Source organism: Rhodococcus sp. ENV425 (assembly GCF_002887785.1).
GTDB classification, from domain to species: domain Bacteria; phylum Actinomycetota; class Actinomycetes; order Mycobacteriales; family Mycobacteriaceae; genus Rhodococcus; species Rhodococcus aetherivorans.
The window spans coordinates 83,138-97,509 of record NZ_PCZU01000086.1 but is presented as its reverse complement, the minus strand read 5'-3'; the positions used below and the strand labels follow the sequence as shown (position 1 = coordinate 97,509).

The window sequence follows — 14,372 nt, the reverse complement described above, 5'->3', positions numbered from 1 at the left end:
CCCGCCCCAGCCGCGGTGCGTCCGGCATCCCGATCGCCCGACCCTGCTCTCGTGCAGCCGATGCGGGCGACCGGCCTGCCCCGACTGCCTGCGGCCCGCCGCAGTGGGTCAGCAGTGCGTCGACTGCGTCGCGGCCGCCCAGCGCGATGTCCCGCAGGCCCGCACCGTCGCGGGGGCGCCCATGCGGGCGCAGACGAACACCCCCCTCGTGACCTACATCCTGATCGCGCTGAACACCGCGATCTTCGCGATCACCGCCGCCCAGTCCGGCAGCGTGATGAACAACGAGCGCTCGTCGAGCCTGTTCTTCGAGTGGGCGCTGTGGCCGCCGATGATCGCGGTGCGCGACGAATACATCCGCGTGCTCGGCAGCGGGTTCCTGCACTTCGGTGTGCTGCACCTCGCGGTCAACATGTTCGCGCTGTACGTGATCGGGCGTGACACCGAACTCGTCCTCGGCCGGCTTCGGTACCTGGCCGTATACCTGGTGTCCATCCTCGGCGGATCCGCCGCGGTGATGCTGCTCCAGACCGACGCCGTGACCGCCGGTGCCTCCGGCGCCGTGTTCGGCCTGCTGGGCGCGCAGGCGGTGATCCTGATGCGGCTGCGGCGCAGCCCCGCGCCGGTGCTGATGATCGTCGTCCTCAACGTCGTCATCAGCATCACCATCCCGGGCATCTCCCTGTGGGGACACCTCGGCGGCCTGGCCGCGGGTGCGGCGGCGACGGCGGCGCTGTTGTTCGCGCCGCGGGCGCTGGGCGCGGGCGACGACCGTGCCCGCTTCGTCCGGACGGGCTGGCTCGCGCTGGCAGCCGTCACGGTGGTCACCGTGCTGGTCCTCGTGCTGGCGGTCCTGCGCCTGCGGGCTCAGCTCGGCGTCTGATCCGGCGCCAGCCCCCGCACCGCGAGCGCGTCGTACACCGTGCGGGGGTCGGTGCCCAGGTCCCAGCGCCCGAAGATCAGCAGCTGCTCGTCGCCGCGGGGATCGCGCACGTCGATCTCCAGCATCGGCACGCGACGGCCGAGCCGCGGATACGCGACGATCCGCACCCGCATCAGGGCCGCGCGGGGCAGCTCGCGTCGTCCCGACAGACGGGTGACGGCCAGCCCGGCGCCGTCCGGAAGCACCTCGAGCCGCGGACGCTGACGGACCGCGAGGGCCGCGACCGCGAACGCCACCACGGCCGCGAGCCCGACGAGCGTGCGACCGGCGGCATCGGCCGTCGTCGCCGCGGCGACGGCGAGCACAATGCCGCCCGCCGTGAGCGCGGCGATCGCGAGCGGGGGTGTGGACCAGCGGAGCGATTTAGCCGCCACGGGGAGCTTTCCCCAGTTCATCCACAGGTTTGTCCACAGGTGGGGATGAACTACATCCCTGTAACCTCACCGCCATCTCATGGTCATGATCAGGCCGACGATCATGAACCCGAAGCCGATGAGGAAGTTGTACGCACCGAGGTCGTTCATCCACGAGATCTGCTCGGCCGCGAGGTAGTACACCACCAGCCAGGCCAGGCCGACGAGCATGAAGCCGAGCATCAGCGCGACGTACCAGGTGCTCGACGGGCCCGCCTTCACCTTCACGGGGGTTCGGCTCACCGGGTTGATCGTGTAGTCGGTCTTCTTCCGGACCTTCGACTTGGGCATGACGTCCTCGTTCGTGCGGTACCGCGCGGGGCGGACAGGTAGGTTGGGCAGCTACCTGATGTGTACTGCCAGTGTGAGTACACGCTAACGCAGAATCCGGAACGGAGGGTCCACGTGTCGGACGGCCGGGCCCGCGCGCTCGGGTGGACTGCCGCCGCGCTGGCCGTGTGTCTGCTCGCCGGGTTGCTGCTCGGCACCACCCGCGGGGTCTCCGACGGCGCGGAACTGCGCGTGAGCGACTCCGCGCGGCTGTCCGATCTCGTGCGGGCGGCGCAGGCCAAGGCCGACGAGCTCGCCGCCACCCGCGACGACCTCGCGGGACGCGTCGCCGAGCTGCAGGCGCAGGCCGCGGCCACCGACGACGACGTCGCCGCGGTGCTCGCCGACACCGCCGCCCTCGAGGACCCCGCCGGGCTGACCGCACGGCGTGGCCCGGGCGTCACCGTCAGCCTCACCGATGCCCCGCGCGGCGCCGACGGCCGGTATCCGGCGGACGCGTCGCCCGACGATCTCGTGGTGCACCAGCAGGACGTGCAGAGCGTGCTCAACGCGATGTGGGCCGGCGGGGCGGAGGCGATCGCCATGCAGGATCAGCGGATCGTCGCGACGTCGGCGCCGCGCTGCATCGGCAACACCCTGCTGCTGCACGGCCGCACCTACTCCCCGCCGTACGTGATCACCGCGCTGGGCGACCCCGCCCGGCTCGAGGCGGCGCTGGCCGCCGAGCCGGGCATCCGCGTGTACAGGCAGTACGCGGGCCGCTACGGGTTGGGCTACACGCAGCAGGCGTCGGATGCCCTGTCGGTACCCGCCTACACGGGCGGAACGACGCTGCGCTGACGGGTCGGTACCCTTTCCGCATGCGCATCCTCGTCGTCGACAACTACGACAGCTTCGTCTTCAATCTCGTGCAGTACCTGGGGCAGCTCGGTACCCGGGCCGAGGTGTGGCGCAACGACGACGAGCGGCTCACCGGCCCCGGCGCCGCGGACCGGATCGCGGCCGAGTTCGACGGGATCCTCCTCAGCCCCGGTCCGGGCACCCCGCAGCGGGCCGGCGCCAGCATGGACCTCGTGCGTGCCTGCGCCGCCGCGAGCACACCGCTGCTCGGCGTCTGCCTGGGCCATCAGGCGATCGGTGCCGCCTTCGGCGCGACGGTCGACCGTGCCCCGGAGCTGCTGCACGGCAAGACCAGCTCGGTGTGGCACGACGGCACCGGTGTGCTGGCCGGCCTGCCGGATCCGTTCACCGCGACGCGCTACCACTCGCTCACGGTGCTGCCGCAGACGATGCCCGACGAGCTCGTGCCGACCGGATACACCGAGAGCGGCATCGTCATGGCCCTGCGGCATCGCGAGCTGCCGATCCACGGCGTCCAGTTCCACCCCGAGTCGGTCCTCACCCAGGGCGGTCACCGGATGCTGGCGAACTGGCTGGCCGTGTGCGGCGAGGCGCCGGACGAGCAGCTGGTGGCCCGGCTGGAGGCGGAGATGGCGAAGGCGCTCGCGGGCGGCGCCGCCTGAGCCGTCCGCTCCGCGGACCGATATCCGAGCGCAGCTCAGCGGATACCCAGCACGCCCACGCCCACGGTGATGGTCTCCGAGTTGGAGATCTCCGACCCCGGGGGCTGCTGCTGGGCGATGACCTTGCCCACGAGCTCCGGGTCGAGGGTGGCCTCACGGTTCTGCACGAGCTGCGCCGGCGAACCCGTCCAGCCGGCCGCCCGCAGCGCCGTCAGCGCCTCGGACACCGTCCTGTTCGTCAACGCCGGCATCTCGATGCGGTTCCCGTTGGACACCTGGATGGTGACCGTGTCGCCCTTCGTGGCGCTGGTTCCGCCCGCCGGGCTGCTCGACACGACCGTCCCGGCCGGCTGGCTGGAGTCGATCTCGTCGACCACGACGGTGAAGCCCGCGGCCTCGATGTTGTCGCGCGCCACCTCGGTGGCCTGACCCACGACGTTGGGCACGCGGATCTGCTCGGGGCCGCTGCCGAGCGTCACGCTCACCGCGCTGTCGCGGTCGGCGTCCGCTCCCGCGGCGGGACTCTGGTCGACGACGGTGTCGCGTTCGGCCGCCGACGACGGCGCCCGCGCCACATTCGGATCGAGCCGCAGCCCGGCCTCGGCCAGGGTCTGCAGCGCCTCCTGCTGGTTCATGCCCGCGAGCCGCGGGATCTGCACCTGCTCGGGCCCGCTCGAGACCTCGAGGGTGACGGTGCTGCCCTCCTCGGCCTGGACCCCGGCGACCGGCCGGGTGTTGACGACGTTGCCGCTGGCGACCACCGCGTCGGGCTTCATCTGCACCGACACCTCGAACCCGGCATCCTGCAGCCTGCTCTCCGCGATCTCCGCGGCGAGGTTGCGCACGTCGGGGACGGGGATCTGCGCGGCGCTCGAGCCGGGGCCCGAGGTCCACAGGAACACGCCGACGATGCCGACGATCACGACCGCGGCCAGGCCCAGCAGCGTGTTGCGCAGTGCCCGGGAACGTTGCGGCGCGGCCGCGGTCCCACCCGCGACGACTCCGGCGGCCCCGCGGTCCGCGCCGTTGCGCGGTGTCCCGGCGCCGTCGACGGCCCCGAGGATGGTGGTGCGGTCCTCGTCGGTCATCACCATCGGCGCGCTGGGCTTCTGGCCGCTGAGCACGCGGATCAGGTCGCTGCGCATCTCGGCGGCGCTCTGGTAGCGGTTGGCGGGGTTCTTCGCCATCGCCTTGAGGATCACCGAGTCCAGCTCCGGCGGGACGGCGGAGTTCACCGACGAGGGCAGCGGCGGATCCTCCCGGACATGCTGGTACGCGACGGCCACCGGGGAGTCGCCCTGGAACGGCGGCTTGCCGGTGAGGATCTCGAACAGCACACAGCCGACCGAGTACACGTCGGAGCGGGCGTCGACCTGCTCGCCGCGGGCCTGCTCCGGCGACAGGTACTGGGCGGTGCCGATCACCGCGGCCGTCTGCGTCATCGGGCTCGCGGCGTCGGAGATGGCCCGGGCGATGCCGAAGTCCATCACCTTGACCGCGCCGGAACGGGTGATCATGACGTTCGCGGGCTTGACGTCGCGGTGGACGATCATGTTGCGGTGGCTGAAGTCCAGGGCGGCGCACACGTCGGCCACGACCTCCATGGCCCGCTTCGGGGTCATCGGCCCCTGGGAGCGCACGATGTCGCGCAGCGTATCGCCCTCGACGTACTCCATGACGATGTACGGCAGCGGGCCGGCCTCGGTCTCCGCCTCGCCGGTGTCGTACACGGCGACGATCGCCGGATGGTTCAGCGCGGCCGCGTTCTGGGCTTCGCGGCGGAACCGGAGATAGAACGTGGGGTCGCGGGCGAGGTCGGCGCGCAGCACCTTGATCGCCACGTCGCGGTCGAGCCGCAGATCCCGGGCCAGGTGCACCTCCGACATGCCACCGAAGCCGAGGATCTCACCCAACTCGTAGCGGGAAGAGAGCTTGCGGGGTGTGGTCATGACTGTCCTCGGGTGACTGGCTCGATCGGGGTGAACGGGTTGTCTATGGCTCCGGGTTCGAGACCACCGTCGCCGCCATCCGGCAACGAGACCGTGGTGGTGGTCGTCTCGGCCGTCGTCGTGGTGGCGGCTGTGGTCGTCGTGGCCGTCGTCGTGGTCGGCGGCGCGGTGGTCGTCGGCGCCTCCGTCGTCGTCGGCGGCGGCGGGGTGGTCGTCGTCGGCTCGGGGGTCGTGGTGGGCGCCTGCGTCGTGGTGGGAGGAGCCGTGGTGGTCGGTTCCTCCGTCGTGGTGGTGGTCCGCGGCGGCCGCGTGGTCGTCGTCGCGCGGGTGGTGGTCGTCGGGGCCTGCGTGGTCGTCGTGGACCGCGCGGGGCCCGCGTCACCCGAATTGTCGCCGCCCAGCAGCACCAGCGCCAACACGACGAGCGCCAGGGCCACCGCCGCCCCGGCCGCCCAGGCGAGGACCTTCGGGCTGGGGGAGCGCTTGTCGCCGGACGGGGTGGGTCCGGTGGGCGGCTGGTCGCCGCCGTTCGCGTACGTCGGGGCGTAGTACGGCCGCGACGGCGGAGGCGGGGTCGGACCGAGCGCGCGGGTCGCGGCGGTGGGCGCGGTGGTGCCCGGCACCCCGGGCGGCAGGATCCGCGTGGCACCGGTGACCGGCGGCACGTTGCCCGGCGGTGGCACCGGCCGCCCGGCGCGCACCGCGGAGACGGCGTCGGCGAACTCGCCGCCGCTGGTGTACCGGTACGCCGGATCCTTCGTCATGGCGATCTCGATGAGTTCACGCACCCCCGCCGGCAGGTCGGTGGGCAGCGGCGCGGGCGTCTCCTGCACGTGCTTCATCGCGACGGTGACGACGCTGTCGCCGAGGAACGGTCGCCGGCCGGCGAGGGCCTCGTACCCGACGACGCCGAGCGAGTACACGTCGCTCGCCGACGTCGCCTCCTGGCCGAGAGCCTGCTCGGGCGCGATGTACTGAGCGGTGCCCATGACCATGCCGGTGCGCGTCACCGGCGACGCGTCGACGGCCTTGGCGATGCCGAAGTCGGTGATCTTCACCTGGCCGGTGGGGGTGATGAGGATGTTGCCGGGTTTGACGTCGCGGTGCACGACCCCGGCGTCGTGGGCAGCCTGCAGCGCCCGCCCGGTCTGCTCGAGCATGTCCAGGGTGTGCGGCAGCGACAGCCGGCCCACCCGGGCGAGGACGGCGTTGAGGGGCTCGCCGTGCACGAGTTCCATCACGAGGTACGCGATGGACTGGCCCTCGGCGTCGGTGGTCTCGCCGTAGTCGAACACGCCGGCGATGCCGGGGTGGTTGAGCTGCGCGGTGGTGCGCGCCTCGAACCGGAAACGGGTCAGGAAGTCCGCGTCGCCGGAGAGCTCGGCCTTGAGGACCTTCACCGCCCCCCGGCGGTCGAGACGGGTGTCGAGCCCCTCCCACACCTGTCCCATGCCGCCGGTGGCGATGAGCCGTTGCAGCCGGTAACGGTCGGCGATCATGGCGCCGCTGTGCAAAGCCATAATCAGCCTCTCTGCATTCCCGCCGCGATCACGGCACGTCCGATCGGCGCGGCAACCGAGCCTCCCGTGGCGGCGAGTGCGCGGTCGCCGCCGTCCTCCACGATGACCGCCACGGCAACTGTCGGCTGCTGGGCGGGCGCAAAGGCGATATACCACGTGTGCGGGGGAGTGTTACGGGGGTCGTCGCCGTGCTCGGCGGTACCGGTCTTCGACGCGATCTGGACCCCCGGGATCTTCCCCTCGCCGCCGGAGAAGTTCTCGGATCCGATCATCAGGTCGGTCAGGGTGGCCGCGACCTGCGGCGACATCGCCTGTCCTGCCGACAGCGGCGTGGTCTCCGCCAGCACCGACAGGTCCGGCGACTGCAACTGCGACACCAGATGCGGCTGCATCCGGACGCCGCCGTTGGCGACTGTGGCGGCAATCACGGCGTTCTGCAGCGGGGTGAGTGCGACGTCACGCTGACCGATGCTCGACTGGCCGAGCGCGGCGCCGTCGGGGATCGGCCCGATCGTGCTCGCCGCGACGGGGACGGGGATGTCCACGGACTCGCCGACGCCCAGCGCCTCGGCCTGCTCGGCGAGGGCGTCCTTGCCGGTCTTCAGGCCCATCTCGACGAAGGCGGTGTTGCAGGAGCGGGCGAAGGCCTCGCGCAGGGTGGCGGTGGGGCCGCCGCCGCACGTCGCGCCGCCGTAGTTCTCCAGCGTGGTCGCGGTGTCGGGGAGGGTGATGTTCGGCGCGGCGGTGAACTGGTCGTCGGGAGTGGTGCCCGCGGCGAGGGCCGCGGCGGTCACCACGACCTTGAACGTCGAGCCGGGCGGGTAGGTCTGCGAGATGGCGCGGTTGAGCATGGGCTTGTCGGGGTCGGCGTTGAGTTCCTCCCACGCCTGCGAGGTGGCGGCACCGTCGTGACCCGAGAGCCGGTTGGGGTCGTAGCTCGGGGTGCTCACCATTGCCAGGATGCGGCCGGTGCTCGGCTCGATGGCCACGACCGAGCCGGTGTAGCCCTTGGACGTGAGCTCGTCGTAGGCCACCTGCTGCATGACCGGGTCGACGGTGGTGACCACGTTCCCGCCGCGCGGGTCCCGCCCGGAGACCAGATCGAAGAAGCGCCGGCCGAACAGCCGGTTGTCGGAGCCGTTGAGGACCTCGTCCTCGGTGCGCTCGAGCCCGGTGCTGCCGTATTGCATCGAGTAGAACCCGGTCACGGGTGCATACGCGAGCGGGCTCATCGGCTGCTCGGGCGCGGCCGGGTACGTGCGCAGGTACTTGTAGCGGCTGTCGGTGGGGACCGACACCGCCAGGACCTGTCCGCTCGCGGAGATCTGGCCGCGCTGGCGTGAGTACTCGTCGATGAGCACCCGGGAGTTGCGCGGGTCGGTGCGCAGGTCGTCGGCCTTGATGACCTGCACGTAGGTGGCGTTTGCGAGCAGCGCGACGACCATGAACATCACCGCCATCGCGACCTTGCGGAGCGGTGCGTTCATCCGCGCCCCAGCATTTCCGTCGGCGCGTCCGCGATCGGTGGCGGTGCCTTCTTGCGTGGGGCGGCGGGTTCGCGGGCCGCGTTGGAGATCTTCACCAGCAGTGCCAGCAGGAGGTAGTTCGCCAGCAGCGACGAGCCGCCGTAGGACATGAACGGCGTGGTGAGCCCGGTGAGGGGGATCAGCTTGGTGACGCCGCCGACGACGACGAACAACTGGATCGCGATGGTGAACGACAGGCCGGCGGCCAGCAGCTTGCCGAAGCTGTCGCGGACGGCGATCGCGGTGCGCATTCCCCGCATGATCAGGATCAGGAACAGGAGGAGGATGGCGCTGAGGCCGATGAGCCCGAGTTCCTCACCGATCGCGGCGACGATGAAGTCGGTCTTGGCGAACGGCACCTGCGCGGGACGTCCGCTGCCGAGCCCGGTGCCGGCGACGCCGCCGGTGGCGAGACCGAACAGCGACTGCGAGATCTGGTAGCCGGTGTTGTTGTAGTCGGCCAGCGGGTCGAGCCACGTCTCCACCCGCACCCGCACGTGCCCGAACATCTGGTAGGCGAAGTAGAAGCCGACGACGAGCAGGGCACCGCCGATGAGCAGCCAGCCCACCCGCTCGGTCGCGATGTACAGCATCACCAGCACCGTGCTGAACAGCAGCAGCGACGTGCCGAGGTCCTTCTCGAACACCATGACGCCGATCGAGAGGATCCACGCGGCCAGGATCGGGCCCAGGTCGCGGGCGCGGGGGAAGTCCATGCCGAGCACGTGTTTGCCGGCGGTGGTGAACAGGTCGCGCTTGGCCACCAGCACGGAGGCGAAGAAGATGATGAGCAGGATCTTGGCGAACTCGCCGGGCTGGATGCTGAACCCGGGCAGCCGGATCCAGATCTTGGCGCCGTTGACCTCGGAGAAGCGGGACGGCAGCAGGGCCGGGACGGCGAGGGCGACGAGGCCGATCAGGCCCAGCGTGTAGCTGAACCGGGCGAGGAGCCGGTAGTCGTGCAGCAGCGCGAGCACCGCGACGAAGCCGGCGATGGCGAGCGCCGTCCACAGCACCTGCTGGTTGGCGTCGGGGGAGGGGATCGGCTGCCCGAGGTAGAGCGCGTTCTCCTCGTCGGCGAGGTCGAGCCGGTGGATCAGGACCAGTCCGAGGCCGTTGAGCAGCGCGACGATCGGCAGCAGCAGCGGGTCGGCGTACGGCGCGAACCGGCGCACCGCCAGGTGCGCGGCGAGGAACAGCACCGCATACGTCAGCCCGTACTTGGCCAGATCCAGGGTCACGGTCTGTTCCTGGCTCGCCTCGACCAGCATCAGCGACACCGTGGTGATCGCGATGGCGGCGACGATGAGCAGCAGCTCCGTGCCGCGCCGGGTGGACACGGCGGGAGCCGGGGCGAAACCTCCGGGAGGACTGGGGAAGGAAGCTCCGGGTGCGTGGGACACCGACATCAGGCGCCCACCCGGCAGTTCTGGCCCGGCACCTGCGGAACCGCCGGCGTCGGCTCGGGTGTCGGGGTCGGTGCGGGGGCCGGTGCCGCGGCGGGTGCGGGCTCCGACGCGGGAGCTGCCGGCGGGGTCGTCGGGGCCGGTGCGGGCGCCGGTTCCGGAGCCGGAGCCGGAGCCGGTGCGGGCGCCGGCTGTTCCTCGACGCACACCGGGAGCAGGTCGTTCTCGGCGAGACGGTTCATCTGGGTGCGCGCGTCGTCGAGGGATCCGGAGGGCAGGCCCGCCCGCACCTGCTCGCGGGCGGTCGGCTGCAGGTCGTCGACCAGCATGACGCGGCAGTCGGCCTCCTGTGGGGAGGTCAGGGTCAAGGTTCCGTCGTCGGCGAGGCAGCCGACGAGGGACTGTTCCTGCAGCGAGTAGCCGAGGATGTTGCCGGGTACGCCGCGCAGCACCGTGACGCGGCCGTCGTCGTCGCCGACGTAGTAGTAGCTGCGGATCATCGTGCGGCCCACGGCTGCCCCGGCGACGAGCAGTCCGAGCACCACGACCGCGACGAGCGGCCACCACATCCGGCTGCGCTTGCGCTTGGGCTCGGGCTCGTTCTGCACGACGACGCGCTTGGGCGTGGCCCGCGGCGGACGCATCGCGGCGGCGCGGCCCGCGGCGGTGTTGGGCGGCGGGGTGTCCTCGTCGTCCCCGGACGCGGCGCCGGCGACGATCGGGTGGCTCTGGCCGTAGTCGAGGTCGATGACGTCGGCGACGACGACGGTGACGTTGTCGGGGCCGCCGCTGCGCAGCGCGAGTTCGATGAGCCGGTCGGCGCACTCGTCCTGCGTGCCCTCGCTCAGGGTGTTGGCGATGGTCTCGTCGCTGACGACGTCGGACAGGCCGTCGGAGCAGATGAGGTAGCGGTCGCCGGCGCGCGCCTCGCGCACGGTGAGGGTCGGTTCGACCTCGCTGCCGGTGAGGGCGCGCATGATCAGCGATCGCTGCGGGTGGCTGTGCGCCTGCTCGGGCGTGATGCGGCCCTCGTCGACGAGGGACTGCACGAAGGTGTCGTCGCGGGTGATCTGGGTGAGCTGGCCGTCGCGCAGCAGGTAGGCGCGCGAATCGCCGATGTGGGCGAGGCCGAGCTTGCTGCCGGCGAAGAGGATGGCGGTGAGCGTGGTGCCCATGCCGTCGAGTTCGGGTTCCTCCTCGACCTGATCGGCGATGGCGGCGTTGCCCTCGCGCACGGCGGCGGCGAGCTTGCCGAGCAGGTCCCCGCCGGGTTCGTCGTCGTCGAGGTGGGCGAGCGCCGCGATCATCAGCTGCGAGGCGACCTCGCCGGCGGCGTGGCCCCCCATTCCGTCGGCGAGGGCGAGCAGGCGGGCCCCCGCGTACACGGAATCTTCGTTGTTGGAACGAACCAAGCCGCGGTCGCTGCGGGCGGCGTAACGCAGTACGAGGGTCACGGGCGGAGCTCGATCACGGTCTTCCCGACCCGGACAGGTGTGCCCAGGGGTACGCGGACGGCGGTGGTGACCTTGGCACGGTCCAGGTACGTGCCGTTGGTCGAGCCCAGGTCCTCGACGTACCAGTCCGACCCGCGCGGCGACAGGCGGGCGTGCCGGGTGGAGGCGTAGTCGTCGGTGAGGACGAGGGTCGAGTCGTCGGCCCGGCCGATCAGGACGGGTTGGGTGCCGAGCGTGATGCGGGTGCCCGCAAGCGCGCCCTGGGTCACCACCAGGAACTTCGCGGACTTGCCGCGGCCCAGCGAGGGCAGCACCGACTGGTTGCGCGGCGAGTAACGCGGGACCGGACGTGCGGCACCGGCGTAGATGTCCGACCGCAGCGTGCGCAGGATCGCCCAGATGAACAACCACAGCAGGAGCAGGAACCCCGCCCGGGTCAGCTGCAGAATCAGCCCCTGCACGGCTCGCCCTCCTTCTGCGTATCGGCCCGGTGCGGTGTCGTCCGGTGCGCTGCGGTCACCCACAATACGGACCCCGGGCGACGAGACGCATCGTCCGGCGCGTTGCCGACGCGTCGGATGGGTCTCGTGCCGGTTCCGATCGGGTCTCGGTCCCCGGCGTTCAGAGAATGCGCACCAGGATCTCCGAGTGTCCCGCCCGGATCACGTCGCCGTCGGCGAGCTGCCAGTCCTGCACGGGCGCGCCGTTGACGGTGGTGCCGTTGGTGGAACCGAGATCCGAGAGCATGGCCACCTGCCCGTCCCAGCGAATGTCGATGTGGCGCCGGGAGACACCGGTGTCCGGCAGCCGGAACTGGGCGTCCTGCCCGCGTCCGACGATGTTGCTGCCCTCCCGGAGCTGGTAGTAGCGCCCGCTGCCGTCCTCGAGCTGGAGCGTCGCGGTCAGCACCCGGCCGGCCTGCGGGGGCTGGTACGCGCCGGCGCCGTAGCCCTGATCCGCATAGCCCTGATCCGCGTACCCTTGGTCGGGGTAGCCCTGCTGGCCGTAACCCTGCTCCGCGTAGCCCTGGTCGGGGTAGCCCTGTCCGGCGTAGCCCTGCTGGCCGTAAGCCTGGTCGGCGTAGCCCTGGTCGTAGCCGCCGGGCTGGGCGTACCCGCCCTGGTAGCGGTCGTCGCCGTAGGCCTGCTGCGACGGGTACTGCGGGGAGTAGTCGCGCCCGTAGTCCTGGCTGTACGCCTGTCCGGAGTGGCCGCCGTAGCCCCGCTCCTCGCCGTAGCCCCGGTCCTCGTGGCCGCCGGCCCGGCCGTAGTCCTGCTGGTCGTAGCCGCCGGCGTCGTAACCGCCCTGCTGCTCGCCGCCGTAGGGCGCCTGCGCGGCGGGATACGCCCCGCCGTTCCGCTGGCCCTGCTGGTAGCGCTGATCCTGGCCTACGTGCGCGTGACCGTTCCGCGCGTACTGCGGTTCGGCGCTCTCGGCGGGGTCACGGCTTGGGTCGTAGCCTGGATTCTGCGTCATCGAGCCAACTCCTGGGTCGGGGGTCACGGTTGAACGGTTGTGCGGTGTCCGCGAGGCCGGGGCGCGCACCGGTGAGCGCCCGACGTCGGGGTCGACCGACCCGTGCGTGCGGAACTGCCCGGTGTGCAGTGCCGCCGACGACTCGAATGCGACCTGGATCTGACCGTAGGTCTGCCACCCCTGCTCGCGGATGAAGTCCTCAAGGTGACGCGCGAACGCCTTCACCGTCAAGTCCCGATCCGCGGCGAGGGCTTCGTGATCGGATTCGCTGATCGTGATCACGTACCGGTTGGGAGCCAGCATGTGGCCCCGGTCGAGCTGCTGGACGCCGTCGGTGGCCTCGCGCTGGAGCGCGGCCTCCACTTCCTGCGGAACTACACCGCCACCGAAGACGCGCGCGAACACGTCGCTGACGGCAGCCTGCAGCTTGCGCTCGAATCGCTGCGCGATACCCACGGCGACCCCCTTTCCGGTCTGCGTGTCGCAATGCAGAGCTCGCTTCTGCATGGTATCGACTTTTCGTCCGATCCGGCCCGGTGGAGGGGGCGGCGCTGCCCCGGCGGGCCGGTGCAGCGCCGGCAAAGGGCCTCTGTGCAGGCGAATCGTTGTTCGGCGGGAGGGTGTGTTACTGTTCTCCAGTCGCTCGGGCGAGTGGCGGAATGGCAGACGCGCTGGCTTCAGGTGCCAGTGTCCTTCGGGACGTGGGGGTTCAAGTCCCCCTTCGCCCACCATGAGCAGTTCCACGAACTGCGACGGACGAGGTCACGAACTCGAAAGAGGTCGTGGCCTCGTTTCGTTGATCGATCGGACGGGCGGTCCGATTCGGGTTCGGTCTTCGGCCGTGTTGTCATAGAGCGGTGATGACCCTGACACAGCCCTGGTGGCCGTACTTCTAGCGGCCTTGTCGACTGTGTTGTCCGGCCGCCTTCTCCGCGGTCGGTGACGCTCACTTTCCTGTACGACGGTGATACCGGTCGGCGGGTGAGGTGGCCTCGATCCGAGAGGAACCACCCCGTGACCCACGACCTCGATACCGCACCCACGACAGGTATCGGCGAGATGCTGATCAGCTCCCGTTCACTGGACGAGTACCGGTCGATGTTCAATCTCACCGACGTGGACCTGTCCCGCACAATCCTGGACTGTCCGGGTGGCGCCGCGGGGTTCACCAGCGCAGTGAACCGACTCGGCGGTGACGTGACCGCATGCGATATGGCCTATTTCGACCGCGAGACCGAACAACTCGCCGTCGTTGCGGTAGCTGAAACCGATCGTGGGAACCGGTACATCCGAGCCCACGCCGAACATTACGACTGGACGTTCTTCGCCGATCCCGACGAGCATGCACGCGTGCGTCGGCAGGCAGTCGAGGAATTCGCCGCAGATATCCGCCGGCATCCGCGCCGCTACGTTGCCGGGCGGTTGCCGTCCTTGCCGTTCCCCGATGCCGCTTTCGATCTCGTGCTCAGCTCGCACCTGCTGTTCAGCTATTCCGACCGCCTCGATCACACCTTCCACCTCGACGCGATCCGGGAACTGATGCGTGTCGCCCGCGGTGAACTGCGGGTCTTTCCGCTCGTGGTCTCGGGTTCCTCGGTTCGCTATCCCCGCGTGGACGAGCTGCTCACCGACCTTCGGAACCACGACATCGCCGGTGAAGTCGTCGAGGTCGACTACCGGTTCCAAAGGGGCGCTCACCACATGCTGGTGTGCCGCCACATCACCTCGCATGCTCCGGAAGCTGCAGGTTCGGCCTGATACGGACTCGCGTCTCGGGTCAGGAAGTCCGCAAGGGTGGCCCTCGCCGGGCAGGACGGGTAATGCTCCGGAGAACTCAGGGAAAAGCTCTGGAACGCCTCTGCAGAAAGTGC

At 70.8% G+C, this 14,372-nt stretch carries 13 protein-coding genes and 1 tRNA gene; 5 read left to right on the top strand and 9 right to left on the bottom strand.

Annotated features, from left to right (window positions below; all coding sequences use genetic code 11):
- Nucleotides 1–883, top strand: an 883-nt coding sequence (locus CQZ88_RS06720) for a rhomboid family intramembrane serine protease (RefSeq protein WP_258008480.1), incomplete at its 5' end; no start/stop codon positions are given.
- Here the strand turns inward: CQZ88_RS06720 and CQZ88_RS06715 are convergent.
- On the bottom strand, nt 868–1,338 hold the full coding sequence (locus tag CQZ88_RS06715) for a PH domain-containing protein (protein ID WP_065923249.1): 471 nt from the start codon (nt 1,336–1,338) through the stop codon (nt 868–870). The genes CQZ88_RS06720 and CQZ88_RS06715 overlap by 16 nt on opposite strands.
- Before the next feature lie 45 nt (nt 1,339–1,383).
- The gene (gene crgA, locus CQZ88_RS06710; protein ID WP_006942200.1) at nt 1,384–1,647 is read right to left on the bottom strand and encodes a cell division protein CrgA; all 264 of its coding nucleotides are present in this window, start codon (nt 1,645–1,647) and stop codon (nt 1,384–1,386) included.
- A 114-nt stretch (nt 1,648–1,761) separates the two neighbouring features.
- On the opposite strand from crgA, the gene CQZ88_RS06705 reads away from it, so the two are divergent.
- On the top strand, nt 1,762–2,487 hold the full coding sequence (locus CQZ88_RS06705; RefSeq protein ID WP_006942197.1) for a DUF881 domain-containing protein: 726 nt from the start codon (nt 1,762–1,764) through the stop codon (nt 2,485–2,487).
- 20 nt (nt 2,488–2,507) lie between these two features.
- Nucleotides 2,508–3,170 (top strand): aminodeoxychorismate/anthranilate synthase component II, encoded by a 663-nt coding sequence (locus tag CQZ88_RS06700; protein WP_006942196.1) that lies wholly within the window; start codon nt 2,508–2,510, stop codon nt 3,168–3,170.
- Between the two features lie 35 nt (nt 3,171–3,205).
- Here the strand turns inward: CQZ88_RS06700 and pknB are convergent, their stop codons facing one another.
- From pknB to CQZ88_RS06665, 7 genes are all read right to left on the bottom strand, one after another.
- A complete protein-coding gene (pknB, locus tag CQZ88_RS06695) occupies nt 3,206–5,119 on the bottom strand; it encodes a Stk1 family PASTA domain-containing Ser/Thr kinase (RefSeq protein ID WP_006942193.1) in 1,914 nt (637 codons plus the stop codon).
- A complete protein-coding gene (locus CQZ88_RS06690) occupies nt 5,116–6,639 on the bottom strand; it encodes a serine/threonine-protein kinase (protein ID WP_102799442.1) in 1,524 nt (507 codons plus the stop codon). Before CQZ88_RS06690 ends, pknB begins: the two co-directional genes overlap by 4 nt.
- 2 nt (nt 6,640–6,641) lie before the next feature.
- A complete protein-coding gene (locus tag CQZ88_RS06685; protein WP_029546824.1) occupies nt 6,642–8,126 on the bottom strand; it encodes a penicillin-binding protein 2 in 1,485 nt (494 codons plus the stop codon).
- Complete coding sequence (locus tag CQZ88_RS06680) at nt 8,123–9,574, bottom strand: FtsW/RodA/SpoVE family cell cycle protein (protein WP_029546825.1); 1,452 nt, start codon at nt 9,572–9,574, stop codon at nt 8,123–8,125. Before CQZ88_RS06680 ends, CQZ88_RS06685 begins: the two co-directional genes overlap by 4 nt.
- Nucleotides 9,574–11,025 (bottom strand): PP2C family serine/threonine-protein phosphatase, encoded by a 1,452-nt coding sequence (locus tag CQZ88_RS06675; RefSeq protein WP_029546826.1) that lies wholly within the window; start codon nt 11,023–11,025, stop codon nt 9,574–9,576. The genes CQZ88_RS06680 and CQZ88_RS06675 overlap by 1 nt, the downstream gene beginning before the upstream one ends.
- Entirely contained in the window at nt 11,022–11,486 is a 465-nt protein-coding gene (locus tag CQZ88_RS06670) for an FHA domain-containing protein (RefSeq protein WP_006942182.1), read from the bottom strand. The genes CQZ88_RS06675 and CQZ88_RS06670 overlap by 4 nt, the downstream gene beginning before the upstream one ends.
- A 160-nt stretch (nt 11,487–11,646) precedes the next feature.
- Nucleotides 11,647–13,008 carry an FhaA domain-containing protein gene (locus tag CQZ88_RS06665; RefSeq protein WP_072633822.1) on the bottom strand — a complete coding sequence of 454 codons (1,362 nt, stop codon included), beginning with the start codon at nt 13,006–13,008 and terminating at the stop codon, nt 11,647–11,649.
- 138 nt (nt 13,009–13,146) lie between these two features.
- Between CQZ88_RS06665 and CQZ88_RS06660 the strand changes: the two genes are divergently transcribed.
- Both CQZ88_RS06660 and CQZ88_RS06655 read left to right on the top strand, forming a co-directional pair.
- Nucleotides 13,147–13,232, top strand: a tRNA-Leu gene (locus CQZ88_RS06660).
- Between the two features lie 283 nt (nt 13,233–13,515).
- A complete protein-coding gene (locus CQZ88_RS06655; protein WP_084648695.1) occupies nt 13,516–14,259 on the top strand; it encodes a methyltransferase domain-containing protein in 744 nt (247 codons plus the stop codon).
- Nucleotides 14,260–14,372 lie beyond the last annotated feature (113 nt).